The organism is Bradyrhizobium sp. Mp27 (genome assembly GCF_029953005.1).
GTDB classification, from domain to species: Bacteria; Pseudomonadota; Alphaproteobacteria; order Rhizobiales; family Xanthobacteraceae; genus Bradyrhizobium; species Bradyrhizobium barranii.
Genome location: NZ_JASAUS010000009.1, coordinates 108,876 through 133,485, shown reverse-complemented (window position 1 = coordinate 133,485; position 24,610 = coordinate 108,876). Strand labels below are relative to the sequence as shown.

19 protein-coding genes and 1 pseudogene are annotated in these 24,610 nt (G+C 65.3%); 12 read left to right on the top strand and 8 right to left on the bottom strand.

What is annotated here, in order from left to right; translation table 11 throughout:
* Window position 1: 1 nt before the first annotated feature.
* Window positions 2–730, top strand: coding sequence for a sulfite exporter TauE/SafE family protein (locus QJT78_RS08870; RefSeq protein WP_028146613.1), 729 nt, complete (start codon window positions 2–4; stop codon window positions 728–730).
* Here the strand turns inward: QJT78_RS08870 and QJT78_RS08865 are convergent.
* Together QJT78_RS08865 and QJT78_RS08860 are read right to left on the bottom strand one after the other, a co-directional pair.
* Entirely contained in the window at window positions 727–3,915 is a 3,189-nt protein-coding gene (locus QJT78_RS08865; RefSeq protein ID WP_038941978.1) for a multidrug efflux RND transporter permease subunit, read from the bottom strand. The two genes, QJT78_RS08870 and QJT78_RS08865, sit on opposite strands and share 4 nt — an antisense overlap.
* Window positions 3,916–4,050: 135 nt before the next feature.
* Window positions 4,051–5,294: pseudogene (locus QJT78_RS08860) on the bottom strand (efflux RND transporter periplasmic adaptor subunit).
* Window positions 5,295–5,495: 201 nt separating this feature from the next.
* Here QJT78_RS08860 and QJT78_RS08855 point away from each other — a divergent pair.
* Window positions 5,496–6,119, top strand: coding sequence for a TetR/AcrR family transcriptional regulator (locus QJT78_RS08855; protein WP_038941977.1), 624 nt, complete (start codon window positions 5,496–5,498; stop codon window positions 6,117–6,119).
* Window positions 6,120–6,163: 44 nt separating this feature from the next.
* On the opposite strand, the gene QJT78_RS08850 is transcribed toward QJT78_RS08855, so the two are convergent.
* The 5 genes from QJT78_RS08850 to QJT78_RS08830 form a co-directional block, all read right to left on the bottom strand.
* The gene (locus QJT78_RS08850) at window positions 6,164–6,595 is read right to left on the bottom strand and encodes a hypothetical protein (protein ID WP_038941976.1); all 432 of its coding nucleotides are present in this window, start codon (window positions 6,593–6,595) and stop codon (window positions 6,164–6,166) included.
* Between the two features lie 92 nt (window positions 6,596–6,687).
* Window positions 6,688–8,172: an amidase gene (locus QJT78_RS08845; RefSeq protein WP_240537465.1), complete on the bottom strand. Its 1,485-nt coding sequence runs from the start codon at window positions 8,170–8,172 to the stop codon at window positions 6,688–6,690.
* A gap of 235 nt (window positions 8,173–8,407) precedes the next feature.
* Window positions 8,408–9,775, bottom strand: coding sequence for an MFS transporter (locus QJT78_RS08840; RefSeq protein ID WP_028146611.1), 1,368 nt, complete (start codon window positions 9,773–9,775; stop codon window positions 8,408–8,410).
* A gap of 76 nt (window positions 9,776–9,851) precedes the next feature.
* A complete protein-coding gene (locus QJT78_RS08835; protein WP_028146610.1) occupies window positions 9,852–11,381 on the bottom strand; it encodes an aldehyde dehydrogenase in 1,530 nt (509 codons plus the stop codon).
* Window positions 11,378–12,028, bottom strand: a complete 651-nt coding sequence (locus QJT78_RS08830) for a GntR family transcriptional regulator (RefSeq protein WP_028146609.1) — start codon at window positions 12,026–12,028, stop codon at window positions 11,378–11,380. Before QJT78_RS08830 ends, QJT78_RS08835 begins: the two co-directional genes overlap by 4 nt.
* 157 nt (window positions 12,029–12,185) lie before the next feature.
* Here QJT78_RS08830 and QJT78_RS08825 point away from each other — a divergent pair, with 157 nt between their 5' ends.
* The 5 genes from QJT78_RS08825 to rnz all read left to right on the top strand — a co-directional run bounded on the left by QJT78_RS08825 (window position 12,186) and on the right by rnz (window position 17,954).
* On the top strand, window positions 12,186–12,959 hold the full coding sequence (locus QJT78_RS08825; RefSeq protein WP_028146608.1) for an alpha/beta fold hydrolase: 774 nt from the start codon (window positions 12,186–12,188) through the stop codon (window positions 12,957–12,959).
* 397 nt (window positions 12,960–13,356) lie between these two features.
* Window positions 13,357–14,574 carry a multidrug effflux MFS transporter gene (locus QJT78_RS08820; protein ID WP_028146607.1) on the top strand — a complete coding sequence of 406 codons (1,218 nt, stop codon included), beginning with the start codon at window positions 13,357–13,359 and terminating at the stop codon, window positions 14,572–14,574.
* Window positions 14,575–14,589: 15 nt separating this feature from the next.
* Window positions 14,590–15,987: a guanine deaminase gene (gene guaD / locus QJT78_RS08815; RefSeq protein WP_028146606.1), complete on the top strand. Its 1,398-nt coding sequence runs from the start codon at window positions 14,590–14,592 to the stop codon at window positions 15,985–15,987.
* 14 nt (window positions 15,988–16,001) lie between these two features.
* Window positions 16,002–16,985 (top strand): antibiotic biosynthesis monooxygenase, encoded by a 984-nt coding sequence (locus QJT78_RS08810; protein ID WP_028146605.1) that lies wholly within the window; start codon window positions 16,002–16,004, stop codon window positions 16,983–16,985.
* Between the two features lie 66 nt (window positions 16,986–17,051).
* Window positions 17,052–17,954, top strand: coding sequence for a ribonuclease Z (rnz, locus tag QJT78_RS08805; protein ID WP_281460213.1), 903 nt, complete (start codon window positions 17,052–17,054; stop codon window positions 17,952–17,954).
* Window positions 17,955–17,969: 15 nt separating this feature from the next.
* On the opposite strand, the gene QJT78_RS08800 is transcribed toward rnz, so the two are convergent.
* Entirely contained in the window at window positions 17,970–18,791 is an 822-nt protein-coding gene (locus QJT78_RS08800) for an IclR family transcriptional regulator C-terminal domain-containing protein (protein WP_049807403.1), read from the bottom strand.
* A 123-nt stretch (window positions 18,792–18,914) separates the two neighbouring features.
* Here QJT78_RS08800 and QJT78_RS08795 point away from each other — a divergent pair, with 123 nt between their 5' ends.
* From QJT78_RS08795 to QJT78_RS08775, 5 genes are read left to right on the top strand one after another with little or no spacing between them, the layout of a single operon-like run.
* Window positions 18,915–19,835: a dihydrodipicolinate synthase family protein gene (locus QJT78_RS08795; RefSeq protein WP_028146602.1), complete on the top strand. Its 921-nt coding sequence runs from the start codon at window positions 18,915–18,917 to the stop codon at window positions 19,833–19,835.
* Window positions 19,836–19,862: 27 nt separating this feature from the next.
* Entirely contained in the window at window positions 19,863–21,302 is a 1,440-nt protein-coding gene (locus QJT78_RS08790) for an FAD-binding oxidoreductase (RefSeq protein ID WP_028146601.1), read from the top strand.
* 2 nt (window positions 21,303–21,304) lie between these two features.
* Window positions 21,305–22,411: a four-carbon acid sugar kinase family protein gene (locus QJT78_RS08785; RefSeq protein ID WP_028146600.1), complete on the top strand. Its 1,107-nt coding sequence runs from the start codon at window positions 21,305–21,307 to the stop codon at window positions 22,409–22,411.
* Window positions 22,408–23,445 carry a 4-hydroxythreonine-4-phosphate dehydrogenase PdxA gene (gene pdxA / locus QJT78_RS08780; protein WP_028146599.1) on the top strand — a complete coding sequence of 346 codons (1,038 nt, stop codon included), beginning with the start codon at window positions 22,408–22,410 and terminating at the stop codon, window positions 23,443–23,445. Before QJT78_RS08785 ends, pdxA begins: the two co-directional genes overlap by 4 nt.
* 13 nt (window positions 23,446–23,458) lie before the next feature.
* Window positions 23,459–24,589, top strand: a complete 1,131-nt coding sequence (locus QJT78_RS08775) for an iron-containing alcohol dehydrogenase (RefSeq protein ID WP_281460212.1) — start codon at window positions 23,459–23,461, stop codon at window positions 24,587–24,589.
* The last annotated feature ends 21 nt before the right edge of the window (window positions 24,590–24,610 follow it).

The window sequence follows — 24,610 nt, the reverse complement described above, 5'->3', positions numbered from 1 at the left end:
CGTGCCTGATATCACGACCAGCCTTCTCGTGAGCGTCGCCGTGTTCGCCGGCGCCTTCGTCTCGGGGCTCTCGGGCTTCGCGTTCTCGGCCGTGGCCGGCGCGATTCTGCTTCGCGTGTTTCAGCCGCTGGAGGCCGTGCCGCTGATGATGGCGTGCAGCATTGGCGTGCAGGCCACCAATCTGTGGGCGCTTCGGCGCAGCATCCGGTGGGAGGGCAGTCTGCTGCTGATCGTCGGTGGATTGATCGGCGTTCCCATCGCGGTGTCGCTGTTGCAATCCACGGACACGCATCTGCTCCGCCGCGGCTTCGGTATCGTCGTCGCGCTCTACGCCGCCTACATGCTGCTGCGGCCGACGCTTGTGACGGCCGGAGAGGCAGTCGGCCGGCCCTGGGTCGCGCTGATCGGGTTCGGGGGAGGGCTGGTCGGCGGCCTGACCGCGATGCCAGGCGCGATCCCCACGATCTGGTGCGACATGCGCGGCATGCCCAAGAGCGAGCAGCGCGGCCTGGTGCAGCCGTTCATCGCCGCGATGCAGGTCTTTGCGATCGCGCTGCTGGTCGGGCACCAGGACCTGTCGTCCAAGGTGTTCGTCGACCTCGCGATCAGCCTGCCTGCGCTGTTCGCAGGCTCAGCGCTCGGCGTGATCGCCTTTCACCGGGTCAACGAGACGGTCTTTCGCAAGACCGTGCTCGTTCTGTTGCTGCTCTCAGGGATTTCCCTGATCTAGTGCCCGACGCTTTGCACGGGCGCCGCGCTGGTGTCGCTGCTGTGATGCACCAGTGGCTTGTTGCCGGTGACGGTCCGGAGCAGCACATAGAACACCGGCGTCAGGAACAGGCCGAACACGGTGACGCCGATCATGCCGGAGAACACCGCAACGCCCATGGCGCGCCGCATCTCCGAGCCCGCGCCGGTCGAGAGCACGAGCGGCAAGACGCCCATGATGAACGCCATCGACGTCATCAGGATCGGACGCAGCCGTAGGCGGCTCGCCTCGATCGCAGCCCGGATTGGCGTGCGTCCCGCGAATTCGAGCTCGCGCGCGAATTCGACGATCAGGATCGCGTTCTTGGCGGAGAGGCCGACCAGCACGATCAAGCCGATCTGAGTGAAGACGTTGTTGTCGCCCTTCGAGATCCAGACCCCGAACATCGCCGCCAGGAGCCCCATCGGCACGATCATGATGATCGAGAGCGGCAGGGTCAGGCTCTCGTAGAGCGCGGCCAGCACCAGGAACACCAGCAGGATCGCCAGCGGAAACACCCAGAGGCCGGAATTGCCGGCGATGAACTCCTGATAGGTCAGGTCGGTCCATTCGAAGGCAAAGCCGGGCGGCAATGTCTCCGCCGCGATCCGCGTCGCGACCTCCTGCGCCTGGCCCGATGAAAAGCCGGGCGCAGCGGCCGCGTTGATGTCGGATGACAAAAAGCCGTTGTAGCGGATCGCACGCTCAGGTCCGGCGCTCTGGCGGATCGTCAGCAGCGCCGACAGCGGCACCATGTCGCCGGAGGACGAGCGCACCTTCAACTGCCTGATGTCGTCGGCGCGGGCGCGGAACGGCGCGTCGGCCTGGACGTAGACGGAGTAGGTGCGACCGAACTTGTTGAAGTCGTTGACGTAGTAGGAACCGAGGTAGATCTGCAGGGTGTTGAACACCTCCGTCACGGGGACGCCGAGCTGGAGCGCCTTGGTGCGGTCGATGTCGGCGAAAAGCTGAGGCACGTTGACCTGGAAGCTCGAGAACACGCCGGCGATCTCCGGCGCCTTCTGCATCGCCGCCATGAACGCCTTGGTCGCCTCGTTCAGCGCTTCATAGCCGAGACCGGCGCGGTCCTCGATCTGGAGCTTGAAGCCGCCGATGGTGCCGAGGCCGTTGACCGGCGGCGGCGGGAACATGGCGATGAAGGCTTCCTGGATCCCGGAATATTTCTTGTTGAGGTCGGCCGCGATCGCATTCCCGCTCAGGGCCGGACCCTTGCGCTCGTCGAACGGTTTCAGCGTCGAGAACACGATGCCGGCATTGGACGAGTTGGTGAAGCCGGAGATGGACAGGCCGGGGAACGCGACAGAGCTTTCGACGCCGGGCTGGGTCAGCGCGACGTCGCTCATCTTGCGGATCACGTCTTCGGTGCGATCGAGCGCCGCACCGTCGGGCAGGCGAGCGAAGCCGACCAGATATTGCTTGTCCTGGCCCGGCACGAAGCCGCTCGGCACCAGCTGGAACAGGAAGGCGGTGACGCCGACCAGTACGATATAGAGGCCCATCACCGCGGCCTTGCCCGAGATCACCTTGGTGACGGTGCCGCTGTAATTCTCCGAGGAGCGCGTGAAGGCCTTGTTGAAGCCGCGGAAGAACCAGCCGAGGCTCTTTTCCATGATGATCGTCAGCCGGTCCTTCGGCTCGTTGTGACCCCTAAGCAGCAGCGCCGACAGGGCCGGCGAGAGCGTCAGCGAGTTGACGGCGGAGATCACGGTCGAGATCGCGATGGTCAGCGCGAACTGCTTGTAGAACTGACCGGTCAGGCCGGAGATGAAGGCCAGCGGCACGAACACCGCGATCAGCACCATCGCGATCGCGATGATCGGGCCGGAGACCTCGCGCATCGCCTGGTAGGTCGCGTCGCGCGGCGAGAGGCCACCCTCGATGTTGCGTTCGACGTTCTCGACCACGACGATGGCGTCGTCGACGACGATGCCGATTGCGAGCACGAGACCGAATAGGCTGAGTGCGTTGATGGAGAAACCGAATACGTGCATCACCGCGAAGGTGCCGACGATCGACACGGGCACCGCCAGCAGCGGAATGATCGAGGCGCGCCAGGTCTGGAGGAACAGGATCACGACCAGCACCACCAGTGCGATCGCCTCCAGCAGCGTGTGGATGACGGCCTCGATCGAGGAGCGCACGAACTGGGTGGGGTCGTAGACGATCTGGTAGGACACGCCCTCCGGCATGTTCTTCTTGATCTCGGCCATGGTGGCTCGGACGTGGTCGGAGATCTCGAGCGCGTTGGAGCCCGGCGCCTGGAAGATCGGGATCGCCACCGCCTGCTTGTTGTCGAGCAGCGAACGCAGGCCGTATTCGGAGGCGCCAAGCTCGATGCGGGCGACGTCGCGCAGCCGCACGACTTCGCCGCGCGTGCCGGTCTTGACCACGATGTCGCCGAACTGCTCCTCGTTGGCTAGCCGTCCTTCCGCATTGACGGAGAGTTGCAGGTCGATGCCCTTGACGTTGGGGGAGGAGCCGACGACGCCGGCGGCGGCTTCGACGTTCTGCGCCTGGATCGACTTGACGATGTCGCTGGCGGTCAGGCCGTGCTCGGCGGCCTTTTGCGGATCGACCCAGACCCGCATCGAATAATCGCCGGCGCCGTAGAGCTGGACGTCGCCGACACCGTCGATACGCGCCAGCCGGTCCTTGACGTTGAGCACGGCATAGTTGCGCAAATACGTCATGTCGTAGCGGTTGTTCGGCGACAGCAGATGCACGACCATGGTGAGGTCGGGCGACGATTTCTTGGTGATGATGCCGAGCTGGCGCACCACGGCCGGCAGGCGCGGCTCGGCCTGCTGCACGCGGTTCTGCACCAGCTGCGTCGCCTTGTCGGGGTCGGTGCCGAGCCGGAACGTCACCGTCAGCGTCATGGCGCCGTCGGTGGTCGCCTGGCTCGACATGTAGAGCATGCCTTCGACGCCGTTGATCTGCTCCTCGATCGGGGTTGCCACCGTCTCGGCGATCACCTTGGGATTGGCGCCGGGATAGGTCGCGCGCACCAGCACCGAGGGCGGCACCACGTCCGGATATTCGGAGATCGGCATCGCGAACAGCGAGATCAGGCCTGCGAGGAAGATCAGGACGGACAGCACGCCGGCGAAGATCGGACGGTCGATAAAGAATTTTGAGAGATTCATGGCCTTGCCCCTGCAAGAGAGACAGCTCTCCCGTTACCGGGACGCGGGAAATACCCGCGAACCCGGAATCGAGATGCGATGTCTTGGTAGCTCTATGACGTCGTTATCCCCGGCACGCGGTCCGGAATGATGTAACTAGCGTTGCACCACGTCCTGGTTGCTGTGGTTGGAGGCCTGCTGCGGCCCGCGCGCACCCATCGCCGCGACCTCCGTCTTGAGGAGCGCACCGGGGCGCACGCGTTGCAGACCGTTGACGATGATGCGATCACCGGGCTTCAGCCCCGCCGTCACGATGCGCAGGCCGTCGACCGAGCCGCCGAGCGTGATCGGTCGGTAGACCGCGCGGCTGTCGTCGCCGACCCCCATCACGAACTTCTTGTCCTGGTCGGTGCCGATCGCGCGCTCGTCGATCATCACCAACGTCTGCTGCTTCGGCTGGCCCATGCGCACGCGGGCGAACTGGCCGGGGATGAGACGCCCGTCCTCGTTCCGAAACACCGCGCGGACCCGGATGGTGCCGCTCTGGCCGTTGACCTGGTTGTCGATAAGCTGGATGTGACCCTTCGCCGACAGGCCGCCGGATGTCGTCATTTCCACCGGGATCTGGTCGAGATTGCCGCGCTTGCCGGAGGCATCCGCGATCGAGTTCAGCGCGCGCAGCACGACCTCCTCATCCGCATCGAACGAGGCGTAGATCGGATTGACCGAGACCAGCGAGGTCAGCACCGGGGAGGCGGTGCCGGCGGCGACGAGATTGCCGACGGTGATCTCGAACTTGCCGACGCGGCCGTCCACGGGCGCACGCACCTCGGTGTAGTCGAGATTGAGCTTTGCGGTCTGGAGCGTCGCTTCGGCCGCCTTCACATTGGCGATGGCTTCGCGATTGGCGTTGTCGCGCTGGTCGTAGTCGCGCCGCGTGACCACGGCATTGCCGACCAGCTGCGCGCCGCGCTCGAGCTCGCTCTGGGTGAACACGACGCGCGCCTTGGCCCCTCGAGCTGGGCGTTGGCCTTGTCGACCTCCGCCGCGTAAGGCGCCGGATCGATCTTGAACAGCACATCGCCGGCCTTCACCAGCGCGCCTTCGGTGAAGTTGGTCGCAAGGATCGCACCCGCGACGCGGGGACGAAGCTCGACACGGTTGATGGCCTCGAGCCGGCCGGAGAAATCGTCCCACAGCACGGTCTGCTTCGGTTCGATCAGCGCGACCGTGACAGGGACGGCCTGCTCGGCTGCTGTAGCCGTTGCGGTCGCCTGCGCGGCACGAAAATAATGGCCGGTCGCGATCGAGCCGGCCACGGCGAGGGCGCCCACGATGGCGGCGCCGCCGAGGAAGCGGCGGAAACGGCCGGTGCGGGGGGAGTTTTGCGAGGGATGCATTTGCGCGCTCCAGATATGTAGTGTTCACTACAGATGTGGAGCTGGATGTCGCAGTGCAAGATACTTATGTATCATTCACTAAGAAAATTGTAGCGGCATACCGCAAGAATTGGAAGACGGCAGAGAAAATAAAGCTAGAACAAATAGATAGGATTCGGCGTTAAGCTTCAGGCAGAACCTGAATTCCGAGGAGACAGGCACATGGGCATGGGACGCCCCCGCGAATTCGACGCCGAAACGGCGTTGGACCAGGCGATGGAAGTGTTTTGGCGCCATGGCTATGAGGGCGCCACCATCGCTCAGCTCACCGAGGCCATGGGCATCAATCCTCCGAGCCTTTACGCCTGCTTCGGCAACAAGGAAGGGCTGCTCAAGGCCGCTCTCGACCGTTACACCAAATTGCGGGGCGTCTGGATGGACGAGGTGGTCGCCGCGCCGACCGCGCGCGACGTTGCCGAGCGGATGCTGATGGGGATCGCCGACAAGCAGACCGATCCCTCCAACCCGCCCGGCTGCCTGCTCGTACAGGGCGGCATTGCCTGCGGCACCGGCTCGGAAAATGTCCCCTTCGAGCTCGCAGCACGCCGCTCCCAGAACGAAGACCAGCTTCGCGACCGGTTTGTCCGCGCCAAGGCGGAGGGCGATCTCAAGCCGACGTCAGATCCGGCCGCGCTCGCGCGTTATGTCTCCGCAGTGTCGGTCGGCATGGGCGTGATGGCGTCGTCAGGCGCCGACCGCGAGGCATTGCGGCAGGTGGCGAGCGTCGCCGTGCAGGCGATCGAGGCGCAGTCGGCGCAGGAGCAGGGCGCGAGCCGGATCTCTTGACCCGAGAGCCAATCGCCTGACCTTGGACGAGCCTACGACCACGATCAGTTGGAGTCAGGTAAGTCGGAGACGGTGCCATCCGTTTTGACGATTTGTCCAGTGGATATTGGTTTCATACCGGGCAGGTTCATGGCCGACCTGATCGTCAGCGTTCCCACACCGCCGCTCGCGCCGACCTCGTAGGAGCAGGAGTCCTCGACCATCTGGGTCGCAAAGAATTTGGCGCCTTCCTTGACGAACAGATGATCTTGGGAATGACCGTTTGCATCGCGAACGACGCCATCTGAAGAGATGTAGGACGCCCCTTCAACCATGATGCGTAGCCCGGCCTTTGGGATGAAGTAGATGTTGACGCCGCCGTCGGCTTTGGTGACCCGGTCGATCCAGCAAATCGGAGAGGCGATTGACGGTGAAGGAATTGCAAGCGTGCTCGATGCGGCCAAGAGGGCGGCGATCGCAGTGTTGGTCTTGCGCATTCATCTTCCCGGGGTGCAGGTGCTGGGAGCAACGAGTCCAGTCAATCGAATGACGATTGTGCGAACCTTGTGTGGCTCTGTCATCTCGCGGGTCATGTCGAAGGCAGCGCTGGCGGCGGGACGAAGCCGCCGAACTCGCGCTCGATCAGCTCGGCCAGCGCAATCGTCGTGCGGTCTTCGAGATAAGGCCCGATGATCTGGACGCCGACCGGCAGCCCTGAAGCCGTGCGCTCGATCGGAACGGCGGTCGCCGGCAGTCCGCAGGTCGAGGCGGGATCGGCCCAGATGAAGCATGCGTCGGAATAATTGTAGAGCTTTCCGTCGATGTCGAGCTGCCGCGCGTCGAACGGCTCGGATTGGTCTTGGGGAAACGCCGGCACAGCGGCGACGGGGTAGATCACCGAATCGAAGTTGCGGAACAGCTCATACCATTGCTGTTGCAGCCGCAGGCGTGCGGCATCGAATGCCAGCCATTCGCGGTGGATCATGGCCCAGCCACGTGCGCGCTCGGCCTGCAGGCTGCGGTCTTCCGGCGACAGTGTCGCGGCCACGCCTTGCGCTTCGGCGAGGGCGGCCGGCGTCAGGCGCGGACTGCGGGCTGCATTCAACAGCTTCATGTAGAGCCGCGCGGAATCGGCGAGATCAGGCAGCGACGCACTTGAGCGCGTGACCCGCGCGCCGGAACGTTCGAGCCGGTCCGCCAGCCGTCCGATCGCGGACCGCACGGCATCGCCCGTCGGCATCAGCGGATGACTATCGATCACGAGGATCCGGAAGTCCCTGAGCTGATCGTGCCGCGGCGCCGGCAGTGCAAGGCGATAGCCGACGCCGTCACGCATCTCGTCGGGGCCGGCGATCACGTCGAGTGACAGTGCGAGGTCCGAAGCCGTGCGCGCCATCGGCCCGACGACAGCGAGATCGCCCTGGCCGGGAACGGGGCGTGCCGGCGGCAGGCTGTAGCCGCGCAGCGGCACCAGGCCGAGGCTCGGCTTGTGTCCGAACACGCCGCAGAAATGCGAGGGCACCCGGATCGAGCCGCCGATGTCAGAGCCGATCGAGAGTGGACCGAAACCCGCGGCCAGCGCAGCGCCGCATCCGCCCGAGGAGCCGCCGGGCGACCGGCCAAGGTCCCACGGGTTGTTCGTCGTCCCGTGGATCTCGTTGTAGCTCTGGAAATCCCGCAAGCCGATCGGGATATTGGTCTTGCCGATGATGATGGCGCCTGCCGCCTTCAACCGCGCGACGACAAGGGCGTCTTCCGCCGGTTGGAAGTCCTTGAAATGCGGGAAGCCCCATGTCGTCGGCAGGCCGGCGACGTTGAACGGTTCCTTGAGGGTCACGGGAATGCCGAGCAGCGGCAGCCGCTCGCTGCGGCCAAGCGCGGCATCGGCGGCGCGTGCGGCCTCTCTCGCGCGATCGAAATCGCGAACGATGATCGCGTTGATCCGCCCGTCCAGCGCCTCGATGCGCGCGATCGTATGCGCGACCAGCTCCGACGCGGACACTTTGCGGGCGTGCAGCGCGCTCAGCAGGGCGCTGATCAAGCCGTAGTCCAGGTCAGCGGCATCTGCGGTCATCACGAGCTCCATTGTATCCCGGCTGAGACCTTGTAGCCCGGATGGAGCGCAGCGCAATCCGGGAGATATCCCGACGCGGATGCATGACCCGGATTACGCTATCGCTTCATCCGGGCTACGACGCTATCGCATCTGGTCGTCATGCCCGGGCTTGTCCCGGGCATCCACGTTCTCAGTGCGGCGTCGCAAGGCGTGGATGGCCGGGACAAGCCCGGCCATGACGCGGTGGAGAGCCTCAGGAAGCTTCCTTCAGCACCGGCGCGGCAGATTCCTCCGCCTTGAGCTCCTCGAGGCTGCGATGCCGGGGTTCGATGCCCAGCGCCCAGACCGTGATGATCTGCACCACCAGCAGTCCGATCATCAGCGCCATCACGCCGGCCACGCCCCGCGTCTCGAATAGCGACACGACGAGGAACGGTGTGACGATCGTGGCGCCGCGCCCCAGCGTGTTGACGATGCCGGAGGCGCGCAGGCGGACCTCGGTCGGAAACAGCTCGGGGATATAGATGCCGAACAGAAGGGCGACCAGGACGTAGATCGGTACCGTCAGCGCGAAGCCGACAGCCGGCAGCAGGATCGGGTCGGAGATCATGGGGTAGAGGATTCCGAGCGCCACCGTGATCAGGGATGCGCCGATGATGGTCGGCTTGCGGCCCCAGCGGTCGGCGGTTAGCGCGCCGATAGCCGAGCCGACGGGCGCGCCGAGCGCCATCAGCAGCGAATAGCCGAACGAGGTCGCGATCGAGAGGCCCTGCTTGACGAAGAACACGGGCAGCCAGGTCACGAAGCCATAGAGCAGGGTGTTGATCGTGATCAGGCAGACGGCGCCGACGATCATCCGCGACAGCAGGGGCGCGGTGAACAGCGTGCCGAGATCGGCAGATGCCGGCACCGGTGTCGTGGCCGCGGGAGGAGGCAGGGGCTGACCCTGCGCAGCTTCCTTCTCGATGGCTTGCATCAGCGCTTCCGCCTCAGCAGTGCGTCCCACGGCTTCCAGCCAGCGCGGCGATTCCGGCAGCGACTTGCGCATGTACCACACCACGAGGGCGCCGACGCCGCCGAGCACGAACATGGAGCGCCAGCCGAATTGCGGCACCACCACGGACGCGACCAACAGCGCCACGGGCAAACCGGTGACGACGCACACGGTCGTGAAGCCGAGCCATTTGCCGCGGGTGCGCGCGGGCACGAATTCCGTCATCGTCGAATAGCCGACGACGTTCTCCGCCCCGAGCCCGACGCCCATCACGAAGCGGCAGGCGATCAGGAAGGCCATGTTCGGTGAGAACGCCGCGGCCAGGGAGGCAACGCCGAAAAGGAGCAAATTGAATTGATAGGTGAAGCGGCGTCCGTAGCGGTCGCCGAGGAAGCCGGTGCCGAATGATCCCAGCATCATGCCGACGAAGGTCGCGGAGATGAAAACCGCATTCTGCGCGAGGGTTGAAAAGCCTGTCTTCAGCGTGACGCTGAGCACGGTCCCGGCGATATAGATGTCGAAACCGTCGAAAAACATTCCGATGCCGATCAGCAGCATGATGCGGCGGTGGAATTGCCCGATCGGCAGCCGATCCAGACGGCTGCCTGCGTTCACCAATGTCGACATATACGCTCTCCCCTGACTGTTGTTCTGGTCGATGCGGCCCGCCTTCTATGGGCGGTCGGCCGCTCGTCGTTTTTTGCTAGTTCAGGCGCTGTTGGTTGGCTGTGTCCCGATACCAGTCGAACGGCTGCTCGTGGGTGGCGACCATCACGCTCTTGGTGTTGAAGTGGTCGTTGAAGCTTTCGGTGCCGCATTCGCGGCCGATGCCGGAATCGTCGACGCCGCCCCAGGGCGAAGCCGGGTCGAGACGGTGGTGATCATTGATCCAGACGATGCCGGCCTTGACGGAGGCGGCGACACGGTGCGCGCGCGCGACGTCGCGGGTGCGGATGGCTGCGGCGAGGCCGAACGGCGAGTTGTTGGCAAGCCGCAGCGCATCGGCTTCGTCCTTGAACGGCGTTACCGAGGTGAAGGGACCGAACACTTCCTCCTGGAAGATGCGCATGTCGGACGTGACGTCGGCGAACACGGTCGGCTCGACGAAATAGCCGTTGTCGTGGCCCGGCACCTTCGCGGCAACGCCGCCGGTGACGAGACGCGCGCCATCCTCGTGGCCGTAGCCTACGTAGGTGAGAACGCGGTCGCGCTGCCGGGCGGAGATCACGGGGCCCATCTGGGTGCTCGCGTCGAAGGGATCGCCGACGCGGATTGTGCGGGTCTTGGCCTGCAGTTTCTCGACGAATTCGTCATAGATCGAAGCCTGGACGATGTGGCGCGAGGCGCAGACGCAGGTCTGTCCGGCGCCGATGAAAGCGCCGAACGCGGCGTAGTTGACGGCGCGGTCGACGTCGAAATCGTCGAACACCATCACCGGCGTCTTGCCGCCGAGCTCCATGGTTTGATGCGCGAACACTTTTGCGGCTGCGCTGCCGGCGATGCGGCCGGCCTCGGTGCCGCCGGTCAGGACCAGCTTGTTGATGTCGCCATGCTCGGCCAGCATCTTGCCGGCGCTCTGGCCGAGGCCGAGAACGATGTTGAAGACGCCGGGCGGAAGGCCGGCTTCGGTGAAGATCTGCGCGAGCTTCAATGTCGTCAGCGGCGTGTATTCGGACGGCTTGACCACGGTGACGCATCCGGTCGCCAGCACCACGGCCAGCGACTTGCACAGGATCATCAAGGGATGATTGAACGGCGTGCAATTGGCGACGATGCCGATCGGCGTGCGAAGCGTATAGTTCAGATAGGCGCCTTCGACGGGGATGACGGAGTCGCGTCGCGCTAGCGCAACGCCGGCAAAGTAGCGGAAGAAATCGGGCAGGCGGGACAACTGGGCGCGGGTCTCGTTGACCGGCCGGCCGTTGTTGAGGGTTTCCAGCCGGTACAGGCTGTCGAGATTGGCCTCGAAGGCATCGGCGAGCTTGTTGACCAGTCTGGCACGCGCGCGCGTGTCCATGCCGCCCCAGGCTTTGCCTTCGAACGCCGCGCGCGCGCTCTTCATCGCGCGGTCGATGTCCTCGGCGGTCGAATTGGGGATGTGGGCGATCACGTCGCCGGTCGCGGGATTGCGGACGTCGAGCATAACGCCGTTGCCGGCTTCGACTTCACGTCCGTCGATGAAATTGCCATGGGTTTCGACGTCGATCGACGCGGGTTTCGATGGAATGTTCATGATGATCTCTCCTCGACGATGACGGCGTTGCGCTTGAGCGCCGGCAGAACGCGTTTTTCGGTGGCCCCGATATGGGCCTTGATGATGCGCGCCGCGGTTCGCGTTTCGCGGCTCTGCATGGCGTCGATCAGGGCGACGTGCTCGGCGACGAGCTTTGCCGGATCGTGACCCTTCAGATTGGACACGCTGACGCGGACCAGCCGGTCGGCCTGGCCGATCAGGTCGCACAGCGCCGTCGCCATGCGGCGATTGCCGGACGCATGAGCCAGCGCGGAATGGAAGCCGCGGTTGTAGGCGATGAAGTCTTCGTGGTTGCCGGAGAAGCGGCGAAATTCATCCAGCGATTTCAGGACGCTGTCGGGAGCGCTCTCGATCGCCTCAGCGACGCAGGCCGGCTCCAGCGCAAGACGGAAGCGCAGGAGGTCGCGGGCGTCCGACAGCGAGATCGGCGTGACCCGGTAGCCCTGGCGCGGCTGCACCGTCACCAAATGCTCGCGCTGCAGCCTCAAAAGCGCATCCCGAACCGGTTGGCGGCTCACCGAATAGCGTTCGGCCAGATCCTGCTCCCGCATTTCATCGCCTGGAGCGAAGCGGCAGGCTAAAATATCAGATCTGAGGAGATCGTAGATGTTTTCGCGCAAAAGCATGATTATCAGGGACCTCGTTGGCTATAATCTGGCAAGTCTGATATTTCACGTCAAGCGCCAAATGCTTGAATTCCCTGACAGTTGATTTATCAATCGGGGGCCTCCACGGCACGCGAACGGGTGCGATCCCGCCGACGAAGTTAAGGAAAGACCGGACATGGACAGGCTTCTTGCCAACGGGACCGTCAACGCCGCGCAATCAGGCGAGGGGCCGCCGCTGTTTCTCTTCCACTCGCTGTTGTCGGACCGTGCGAGCTTCGATGCGATCGTGCCCGAGCTTGAGGGATCGTTTCGCACCATCGTGCCGGAGTTGCCGGGCTTCGGCCGTTCACGCGCGGTAGAGGGCGGGCTCGTCGTTGTCGCGGACAGGATGGCGGAGGCCGTGAAGGAGGCTGCGGGCGGTGCGCCGGCCATCGTGCTCGGCAACGGCTATGGCGGCTTCGTCGCGTTGCAGATGGCGATCCGGCACCCGGAGATCGCCAGCAAGCTCGTTCTCGCCGATTGCGGTGCGGCGTTCTCGGAGCCCGGCCGCGAGGCGTTTCGCAACATGGCGAGGGTCTCTCGGGAGAAGGGCCTCGAGGCGATCACCGACGTTGCGATGCGGCGTCTGTTTGCGCCCGAGTTTCAGGAGCAGCATCCCGAACTGATGCGGGATCGTCGTGAAGCTTTTCTGCAGACGGATCCCGATGTGCTTCGCAGCGCATGCGACGCGTTGGCAAGCCTCGATCTCCGCCCCGAACTTGCTGCGGTGAAAGTTCCTGTCCTCGTTCTGGTCGGTGAGCACGACGAAGCGACGCCTCCGCCTATGTCGCACGAGCTAGCCGCTGGTTTGCCGCGCGTCGAACTCAAGGTCATTCCAGGCTGCGCGCACGTGCCGCAGCTGCAGTCGCCGCGGCAGTTTCTCGGAGCTCTCAAGGGTTTCCTGCTTTGATCTGCGCCTGGCCGATGCCGATCCTGCGCTCGAAACGGCGATGCCTTCCGAACGGTTAATGGCGTCTGTGCGACGGCGAATTCACAAGCGGGGATGGTGCTGTCCTGCGCCTGTGTTGCCCGACGTGTCAAACGTCCTCGAGGCTAAGATCGCGCCATGCCGGAGCGAAATTCTTCAATGATTTATACTGTGCATGGGGTTGTTTTCGCATTTTTAATTGGAGCGGCCCCAGGCAGCGAGGACCAGAGCATCAGCCGCCCGCATTGAAGCGGGCCTCCTAAGAGTTTTTATACACAGTTCTGGCACGCTCCGCGCGTCAATATCCGCAACCTGCATCGTCGCCTCTCATTGCGCGCACGGAAAGACAGGAGCCGCGGGCGTCGAGGGGGCGTGAGCCATGACTGCAGTTGCTTCGGACGCTGGTCGCGCGAAGGGCGGGATCGTGCCGATCCTGCTATGCGTGGTGCCGTTCAGCCAGATTCCGCTCGATGCCTATACGCCGGGCCTGCCGCAGATGGTGGTGGACCTCGCAACCGATTCCGCGTCGATGCAGAACACCGTCACCGCCTACATGCTCGGCATGAGTCTGGCGCTGGTGCCTGTCGGCATCGCCTCCGACACACTCGGCCGCCGTAACGTTCTGCTCGCGGGGCTATCGGTTCTCATCGCGATGAGCATCGCCTGCGCACTCGCCACCAGCGCATCGCTGCTGCTCGCGTTGCGATTCCTGCAGGGCGTCGGCGGCTGCACCTGCCTCGTCGTCGCCTATGCGGTTGCGGCCGACTGCTTTCGCGGCCGCGAGCTCACCGCGATCTCTGGACTTCTTGGTGCTGCCTGGGGGCTTGCACCCGTGCTCGCACCGGCGGCCGGCGGCTTCATCGTCGAGCTGACATCCTGGCGCGGGGTCTTCGTCATCATCGCCATCGCCGCGGCTATCGTCGCTGCGATCGTCGTGCTGCTTCTGCCCGAGACGCTGCCGGCCGAGCGACGCGCGCCGTTCGATCCGCGCCGCACGGCGAGCATTCTCCGCGAAGCGCTCGTCCGTCCGGGTTTCCTGGCCTTCGTGCTGGTGTTCGCCGCCGCGGCGAGCGCGCAGCTGGCGTTCGGCGTCGTCGCGCCGTTCTTCTACCAGACCGGCCTCGGTTACTCCGCGGCCATCTACGGCCTTGTCGCGCTTGGCCTTGGCGGCGTGAATCTAGCAGGCGAGCTCGGCTGCGCGCATTTCGCGCGCTTCATGCCGGCCCGCGTGATGGGCTTTGGTGCCTTCGCGCTGTTTCTCGCCGGCGCAGTGGTCCTGACCACGACCGGCATGGCCGTCGGTCTCGATTTCATGTCGATCACGATCGGTGGTGCGCTGGTGCTCGGCGGTTGCGGCGTGCTGTGCCCGATGATGTACGGCATGGCGCTCGGCCTGTTCGAACGAGACCACGGCCTGATCGGCGGCCTCATCAGCGCGCTCTGCTATCTCGCGGTCAGCGGCGCCATGGCGATCGCGGCGGTGTTGCCCGAAGCGACCCAGGCGCCGATCGGCTCGCTCTATCTCGGCCTCTGCGCCGTCGCAGGGACGCTGCTTGCGATCTCGTTGCCTGCGGCACGCCACGCCACACAGACTTAAGGAAGGAACCCATTCATGACCACCGTCGGTATTCGCGGCACATTCTTCGACTTCGTCGACGATCCCTGGAAGCACATCGGCAACGAGCAGGCTGCCGCGCGCTTTCACCAGGATGGCCTGATGGTCGTCACGGATGGCGTCATCAAGGCCTTCGGTCCGTATGAGAAGATCGCCGCCGCGCATCCGGGCGTCGAGATCACCCATATCAAGGACCGCATCATCGTCCCGGGCTTCATCGACGGCCACATCCATCTGCCGCAGACCCGCGTGCTCGGCGCCTATGGCGAGCAGCTGCTGCCGTGGCTCCAGAAGTCGATCTACCCCGAGGAGATCAAGTACAAGGATCGCAACTACGCGCGCGACGGCGTGAAGCGTTTTCTCGACGCACTGCTCGCCGCCGGCACCACCACCTGCCAGGCCTTCACCAGCTCCTCGCCGGTCGCGACCGAAGAGCTGTTCGAGGAAGCGGCCCGCCGCAACATGCGCGTGATCGCGGGCCTCACCGGGATCGACCGCAACGCGCCGGCCGAGTTCATCGACACGCCCGAAAACTTCTACCGCGACAGCAAGCGTCTGATCGCGCAATACCACAACAAGGGCCGCAACCTCTACGCCATCACGCCGCGCTTCGCCTTCGGCGCTTCGCCGGAGCTGCTCAAGGCGTGTCAGCGCCTCAAGCACGAGCATCCGGACTGCTGGGTCAACACCCACATCTCCGAGAACCCGGCCGAGTGCAGTGGCGTGCTGGTCGAGCATCCGGACTGCCAGGATTATCTCGGCGTCTACGAGAAGTTCGACCTGGTCGGGCCGAAGTTCTCCGGCGGCCACGGTGTCTATCTCTCGAACAACGAGTTCCGCCGCATGTCCAAGAAGGGCGCCGCGGTGGTGTTCTGCCCGTGCTCGAACCTGTTCCTCGGCAGCGGTCTGTTCCGTCTCGGCCGCGCCACCGATCCCGAGCATCGGGTCAAGATGTCGTTCGGCACCGACGTCGGCGGTGGCAACCGCTTCTCGATGATCTCCGTGCTCGACGACGCCTACAAGGTCGGCATGTGCAACAACACGATGCTCGACGGCAGCATCGATCCGGCGCGCAAGGATCTTGCGGAAGCCGAGCGCAACAAGCTCTCGCCCTATCGCGGCTTCTGGTCGGTCACGCTCGGCGGTGCCGAGGGCCTCTACATCGACGACAAGCTCGGCAATTTCGAGCCCGGCAAGGAGGCCGATTTCGTCGCACTCGATCCGAATGGCGGCCAGCTGGCGCAACCCTGGCACCAGTCGCTGATCGCCGACGGTGCTGGTCCGCGCACGGTCGACGACGCCGCGAACATGCTGTTCGCCGTCATGATGGTCGGCGACGACCGCTGCGTCGACGAGACCTGGGTGATGGGCAAGCGCCTCTACAAGCAGAGCTGAAGCGGACGGTCGCGATGAGCGCATCTCCGGATCCGGCGGCCCAGGCGGTCGCCCTCGTCATCCAGCGCCGCATTGCCGACGACGGCTTTGCCGCGTTCGCGCGGTGGAACGGCGAGGTCGGCGAGGCGCTGAAGAGGTGGCCCGGCTTCCTCAGCCAGGAGGTCGTGCCGCCGCAGCCGCCGGCGCATGTGGACTGGGTGACCATCCTGCGTTTCGCGAACCCGGCCGCTGCCCGCGCCTGGCTTCAGAGCGATGTGCGGGCGCGGCTGATCGCGGACGTGCAGCGCTTCTTCGTCGGGTCGGAGGACGTCCATATCCTTCCCGACACCGGCGTTCAGCGCGACAGCGCGGTCTCCGCCGTCATCTCCTTCAAGGTGCCGGATGGACTCGAGGATGCGTTCCTCAAATGGCAGCAGCGCATCCAGGCCGCGGAGGCCGAGTTCAGGGGGTTCCTCCGCCACAAGATCGAGCGGCCGATTCCGGGCCTGCACGACGAGTGGATCGTTATCCTGTCGTTCGACAGCGATGCCAACCTCAATGCATGGCTGGACTCGCCCTTGCGGCAGACACTGCTTGAGGAAGGCGCGCGCTTCAACGCCGGCATGAACGTGAAGCGGGCAAGCTACGGCTTCAATTTCTGGTTCCCGGCCGGCAAGACGCAGGCTCCGGAGCAAGGACCTGGCCTGATCTGGAAGAGCAACCTCATCGTCCTGCTGGTGCTCTATCCCGTGGTCTATCTCTGGGGCTATTTCATCAGCGCGCCGCTGATCGATAGCCACGGCGTGCCGGTCTGGCTGTCGCTGTTCGTCGGCAATCTCGTGAGTACCCAGCTGCTCGGCTGGTTTCTCGTGCCGGCCGCCTTCAGGGCGCTCGACTGGTGGATCAAGCCAAAGTCAGCGCTCGGCCGGCAGATCGCGGGATATGCACTGCTTGCCGCTCTCTATGCGGGCTCGATGGGCCTGTACGCGCTGCTGCTCGCATGGCATTGGGGACGGTGAGGCCATCCACCGTGCGGACCATTGCGGTGCTGTCGGGGAGAGGTCGGTCTCTGGACGCTGACGACCATGTTCGCCCTGACATTTCTCGGCACCTCGGCAAGCGTTCCCTCAGTGGAGCGCAACCATCCGGCCCTCCTTGTGGAGGCCGCGGGCAAGCGCATCCTGGTTGATTGCGGCGAGGGCACGCAGCGCCAGTTGCTGCGCAGTAGCGCCGGCTTTCGCCGGCTCGACCGCATCCTGCTGACGCACGGGCACCTCGATCACGTGCTCGGCATCCCCGGCCTCTTCTCGACGCTGGGGTTGCGGCAGACCTCCGACGTGATGACCATTCATGCGGGCCCGGGCACGCTCGACATCGTCGTTCGCATGCTCGCGGGCTTGTGGGGTGCGGGCAGGGCGCCGATCCCCGTGGCGTTCGCGCCGCTGAGCGAGGGGCAAGTCATCGATGCCGGTGACTTCACCATCGACTGCTTTCCGGTCCGCCACCGCGACACCGACAGTTTTGGCTTCTCTTTCCAAAGCCCCGCGCGCCGCCACCTTCTGCCCGAGCGGCTTGCGTCGCTCAGTGTCCCGGACGGGCCGATGCGCGGAGAACTGGCCGCCGGACGAGCGGTCGCGATCGCCGGTCGAACCATCGATCCGGAGGACGTCCTGGGCCCGCCGGGCGGCGGGAGGAAGCTCGTCGTGATCGGCGACACCGAAACCACCGATGGTCTATCTCGATATGTCGCCGACGCCGACATGCTGGTGATCGAGGCGACGTTCCTCGATCGTGACGCCGCGACCGCGCGGGACTACGGCCATCTCACGGCAACCGAAGCCGCTTCGTTTGCCGCCGCCAACAACGTCAAGCAGCTCGTGCTGGTCCACATGTCGGGACGATACGAGGATGAAGAGATCTTGGCGGAGGCGACAAAGGTGTTTCCGGATAGGCGGATCGCCGCCGACTTCGATCACATCGTGATCTAATCGCCATCATCGCACTCAGCTCGTCAATCCCGACTTTATCGCGAGATCCTGGACTTGGGCCGTCGCCTGCATCAGCCGCGGCAGTGCCTGGTCGCGGAAGGCCGCCATGTCCATGCGCATCGCATCGACCGTGACGCTCAGGCCGCCGATCACAAAACCCTGAGCGTCGAAGATCGGCGTTGCCAGCGTGCGCAGGCCATAGGCATTCTCGCCGTCGGAGACCGCATGGCCTTTCTTCTTCACCTGATCGAGCCGGGCGAGCAGTGCATCGAGATCGGTCAGCGTTCGCTCCGACAGTTTGACGCGAGGACGCAACTCGAGCCGCTCGATCTGCTGGTCGCGTGGCAGATGCGCCAGCATGACATGGCCGAGCGCGGCGCTGTAGGCGGGAATGCGCGTGCCCGGCCGGCGGTCCATCTTGTGGCGGTCGAGGCCGGCACCGACGCGCGCGAGATAGACCACGTCGCCGCCATCGAGAATGCCGAGCGATGCCGCATCGCCGACATCAGGGACGAGGTCGCGCAGCAGCGGCTCGACGATCGGCCGCAACGAGCCGCGCGACAGCACGGTGTAGCCGAGGTCGAGACAGGCGACGCCGAGACGGAACCGGCGGCTTTGCGGAATGGCCTGGAGATAGCCGAGCTCGGTCAGTGTCTGGATCAGGCGGAACGCCGTCCCGCGATCGAGATCGGCCCGTGCGGCAATCTCACTCAGGGTCAGCTCGAAGGTTTCGCTGGTGAAACTCTTGAGCACGGCAAAGGCCTTGCCGACGGAGGCGACATAATTCTTGGGATTTTTGGCGCTAGTTTCCGCTACGCGCTTTGCAGCCTTGGTCATGCTCGAATGCCCCGCCATGACAGCCATGCCCTTGACGTCGGGCCGAGCTGATTTTACGACTGCTCCAGCAAATAACAAATGTTCGCATTCCGAACAACATCGTTCTGACGATCGGAGGAAGTTTTGTCGACATCATCGCTGCACCCTCATGGCGTGTTCTCCGCCGCGTTGACGCCGCTCGACGCCGAGCTCGCGCCCGATCGCGCGCGTTTCGTGGAGCATTGCCGCTACCTCCTGGATGAGGGTTGCGACGGTATCGCGATGCTGGGCACGACGGGTGAGGCGAACTCCTTTTCGGTGGCCGAACGCACGGCGCTGCTGGAGGCGGTGGTGGCTGCCGGCATCGCGCCGCGACGGCTTTTGCCCGGCACCGGCGTTGCCGCGCTCAGCGACACCATCACGCTGACGCGCCACGCGCTCTCGGTCGGCGTCGACACGGTGGTGATGCTGCCGCCGTTCTACTACAAGAACGTCACAGATGACGGCATCTTCGCCTCCTACAGCGAGGTGGTGCAGCGCATCGGTGATGCGCGCCTGAAAGTCGTCCTCTATCACTACCCGCAGATGTCGGCGCAGCCGATCTCGCATGCGCTGATCGAGCGGCTGCGCGAGGCCTATCCGGCCACGTTCACGGGCATCAAGGATTCGTCCGGCGACTTCGCCAACATGACGGCGATGGTCGAACGGTTTCCGGGCTTCGCAGTCCTCGGCGGCGCCGATCCGTTGATGCTGCCGCTGCTGCGCAAGGGCGGCGCGGGCTGCATCACCGCGACCTCCAATGTCGTCGCGCGCAGTCTTGCCTATGTCTTCAAGCACTTTGGCGACAGCGACGACGATCCGGCGCTCAAGGCGGCGCAGGCGCGCATCGTGAAGGCGCGCGAGCTGGTCTCGCAATTTCCGCAGATGGCCTCGCTGAAGGCGCTTGCGGCTGATCGCACGAAGCACGCCGGTTGGCAGCGGCTGCGGCCGCCGCTGGAGTCCTTGCAGCCGGACCAGCTGAAAGAGCTGCTTGCGAATGCTGCGGCATTCGCAGCCTCCGCCTAAGCTCGGTACGGACGACGAGGCGACCTGATGTCCGACTCATTCCAGGATGCATTGGCCGGGCTCGCCGCGATCGTCGGCGACAAGCACGTCATCGCGTCCGGAGCCGACCAGGAGCCTTATGTGGTGGACTGGCGCGGGCGCTATCGCGGCCGCGCGGTCGCAGTGGTGAAGCCCGGCTCGACCGCCGAGGTCGCCTCCGTCGTCAAATACTGCGCCGACAGGCGCCTTGCGATCGTGCCGCAAGGCGGCAACACCGGCATGTGCGGAGCCGCGACGCCGGACGATCAAGCGGGCAATGTCGTGATCCGGCTCGACCGCATGCGAGCCGTGCGCGACGTCAGTCCGCTCGCCAATACGATCACGGTCGAGGCCGGCTGCATTCTCGCCGAGGTCCAGAATGCGGCGCGTAGCGTTGATCGCTACTTTCCCTTGAGCCTGGGTGCCGAGGGCTCCTGCCGGATCGGCGGCAACATCTCGACCAATGCCGGCGGCACGGCCGTGCTGCGCTACGGCCCGACGCGCGATCTCGTGCTCGGGCTCGAAGCCGTGCTGCCCGACGGGCGTATCTTCAACGGCCTGCGCGCGCTGCGCAAGGACAACACCGGTTACGCGCTCAAGCAGCTCTTCATCGGCGCGGAAGGCACGCTCGGCATCGTCACCGCGGCGGTGCTGAAACTGTTCTCGCCGCCGCGCAGCTCGGCGCTGGCGCTGGTGAAATTGCAGGGTGTCGCGCAGGCACTCGAGATCATGCAGCGCCTGCGCGGTGTGGTCGGCGACCGGCTCGGCAGCCTCGAAATCATGTCGCGCTCGCAGATCGAGGCGATCGCGGAGACCGTGCCGCACGTCACGATCCCGTTCGAGCTGACGACGCCGTGGTACCTGATCGTTGAGCTGACCGACACGCTCGCGGGCGTCGATCTCGACGAGCCGCTCGCCACGGCGCTGGCGGATGCGATGGAGGCCGGCATCGCCGAAGACGTCATCCTGGCCTCCAACCTCGCGCAGGCGAAAGCGATCTGGGCCGTCAGGCACAGCGTGTCCGAAGCCAACAAGCGCAGCGGCTATGTCGTCTCGCACGACAGCGTTGTGCCGCTGGAGCGCCAGGCGGACTTCGTCACCAATGTCGAGGCGCGAATTATGGCCGCGGTACCGCATGCCCGCGTGGTGATGCATGGCCATATCGGCGACGGCAACATCCACGTGATCGCCCTGATTGACCGTGCGCATTGTCAGGAGCCGGCGACGAAGGCCGCCCTGGTGGCGCAAATCAATGAGATCGTCGACGACGAGACCGCAGCGCAGGGCGGGGCGATCAGTGCCGAGCACGGCATCGGGATCACCAATCGCGTCCGGCTGGCCCGTGTCGCCGATCCGCTCGATATCGAGCTGATGCGCGGCATCAAGCGCTTGCTCGATCCGAACGGCCTGATGAACCCCGGCAAGATCTTTGGCGCGGGAGCAGCATGACGATGACGGTCGTGCGCCTGCTTGCCGACGATCTCACCGGCGCGCTCGACACCGCGGCGGAGTTCGTCGGTCTGTGCGGACCGTTCGACGTCACCTGGGCGGATTCGCCCGCGGCTCCGGGCGCGCAAAGCCTCGCGATCGACAGCGGCACCCGCGAGCGGTCGAAAGCCGACAGCGTCGAGATCGTCGGACGGCTGGCGCCGCAGCTTCAGGGTGGGACGATCGCCTACAAGAAGGTCGACAGCCTGCTCCGCGGTGCCTGGGCGGCCGAGCTCGGCGCCTGCCTGCGCGGCGGCGATTGGGCCTCGTGTGTGGTCGCACCGGCCTTCGACTATCAGGGACGCCGCACCGTCGGCGGCCAGCAATTCGCGCGCACTGTACAGGGTGACTGGCATCGCGTCGGCGACAACCTGCTGGACCAATTGAAACTGGAAGGTATCGAGGTGCGGCAGGGCGGCCCTGACACGCTCGCGCAAGGCGGCGTTCAGGTGTTCGATGCCGAGAGCGACATCGACCTCGATCGCGTGGTCGAAATGGCGCGACAGATGCCGGGGCCCGTGCTCTGGTGCGGAAGCGGCGGGCTGGCCGGCGCGCTCGCCCGCGGCCATCGCGCCGATGCCCCGAGCCGGCTGAAGCGGCCGGTGCTGGGGCTGTTCGGTTCCGACCAGGCCGCCACTGCCTCCCAGCTCGCAGCATGTGGCGAAGCCACCGTCGCGTTGGCCGAAGGTGAGGGGGGCGCAGGCGTTCAACGCAAGCTGGCTGACGATGGGGTGGCGCTGGTGAAATTCGCGCTCGCGGATGGCCTTTCGCGCGCCGAGGCCGCCCAGCGGATCGCGCGCGAGCTGACAACGCTGATTTCGGCTCTCGATCCGCCCGGAACCTTGATCGTTGCTGGCGGCGAGACCTTGAAGGCCGTATGCGTTGCGCTCGGTGCGCACGCGCTCCAGGTGACGGGGCGCATCGTGCCGGGATTGCCGCGCTCGGTGCTGCAAGGCGGCCGCTGGGCCGGCGTCGATGTCATCTCGAAATCCGGCGCGTTCGGCACCAGCGAGCTGTGGCGCGATCTGCTCCGGGACAATCATTTGCTGAATTTGGGGAGCCCGACATGACCTCTCGTCATCTTGCCATCACTATGGGCGATCCGGCCGGGATCGGCCCGGAGATCATCGTCAAGGCCTGCGTCGGGCTGAAGGACCGGATCGCGAAAGGCGATTTGCGCATCCTGATCATCGGCAGCGGCGCCGCGCTCGATGGTGCCAAGGCCGCGCTCGGCGCTGCCGTTGCGATTCCGGAGGTAAGTGCTGACGATGCTGACTGGCCGAACCTCTGTTTCCTCCAGGCCGATGTCGAGGGCACCCCGATCAAGCCGGGCGTGCTCAGCGCCGATGGCGGCCGCTTTGCTTACAAGGCGATCGAGCAGGGCGTGCGCCTGACGCAGGCCGGGCGGACCTCCGCGATTGTCACCGCGCCGCTCAACAAGGAAGCACTCAACAAGGCCGGCTATCACTTCCCTGGCCATACCGAGATGCTGGCGCACCTCACCGGCGTGCGCGGATCGGTGATGCTGCTCGCCCACGGCAACATGCGCGTCAGCCATGTCTCGACCCACGTGGCGCTGGAAGATGTGCCGAAGCGCCTGACGCCGGAGCGTCTGCGCATGGTGATCGATCTCACCAACGAGGCCTTGCTGCGGCTCGGTATCGCCAAGCCGAAGATTGCGATCGCCGCGCTCAATCCGCATGCGGGCGAGGGCGGTCTGTTCGGCCGGCAGGATATCGACGTTTCGGCACCGACGATTGCCAAGGCCGTTGCTGATGGCCTCGACGTCGTCGGCCCGGTGCCCGGCGACACCATCTTCGTCAAGCTGCGCGCCGGCCAATACGATGCTGCAGTCGCGATGTATCACGACCAGGGGCACATCCCCGTCAAACTGCTGGGCTTTCAGGTCGATCCCGCGACCGGCCGCTGGCAGGAGCTCTCCGGCGTCAACATCACGCTGGGCCTACCGATCATCCGCACCTCCGTCGATCACGGCACCGCCTTCGACATTGCCGGCAAGGGCATTGCCAACGAGCACAGCCTGATCGAGGCCATCGACTATGCCGAGCGGCTCTCCGCTGGCGCCTCCGCCTCCAAGTCATGAGATCGAGCGCACGATGACCAACGCCTTCACGCCCATCGAAATCCAACGTCCCACCATCCTGGAATTCGGCAACGGCACCATCATGGCTGCTGCGCGCTTCGCCGAGCGGATCGGCGCCAGGCGGCCCCTGGTGATCTCTGATGCGTTCAATGCGCGCCGCGTCGACGCGCTGGCGCTGCCGGGCGCAGTGAAAGTGTTTGGCGACGTCAAGCCTGAACCGGACCTGCCTAATCTGGAGAAGGCGGTGGCGATGGCGAAAGAGGTCGCGCCTGATCTCGTCGTCGGCTTCGGCGGCGGCAGCGCAATGGATCTCGCCAAGCTGGTCGCGGTGCTCTGCACCAGCGACGTGGCCTTTGCCGATATCGTTGGCCCGGAAAAAGTCGCCGGCCGCAGCGTGCCGCTGATGCAGATCCCGACCACGTCGGGCACCGGCAGCGAGGCGGGCACCCGCGCGCTCGTCACCGATCCCGTCAGCCAGAACAAGCAGGCGGTGCAGACCCGCTTCATGCTCGCCGATATCGCCATCGTCGATCCCGATCTCACCATGACGGTGCCGAGGGAGGTCACTGCGGCCACCGGCGTCGATGCTCTGGCGCATTGCGTCGAGGCCTACACCAGCCGCAAGGCGCATCCGATGATCGACCTTTATGCGCTCGAGGGCGCGCGGCTGGTCGGGCAATATCTCAAGCGGGCGGTCGCCGACGGCGGCGATCGCGAGGCACGCGCGGGTCTCTCCCTGGCCTCGCTCTATGGCGGCTATTGCCTTGGGCCGGTGAACACCACCGCCGGGCATGCCGTCGCTTATCCGCTGGGCACGCGCCATCATGTCGCGCATGGGCTCGCCTGTGCCGTGATCTTCCCGCATACGCTGGCGTTCAACATGCCGGCAGTCGAGGCGAAGACGGTCGCGGTGCTGGCGGCGCTCGGCCTGCCGGCGCAGAACGATGCGAAGCTCGCATTCGACGCCACTTACGATTTCTGCAAGAACCTCGGCATCGAGATGCGTCTGTCCGCGCTCGGCGTGCTCAAGGGCGATCTCGGCGTCATGGCCGATGAGGCGCACGCCATTCGCCGCTTGCTTGACAACAATCCGCGCGACCTCGGCCGGGATGCGATCCTGAACATGTACGAGGTCGCGTTCTAGTCACCTCCGCCGCGCGCGGCA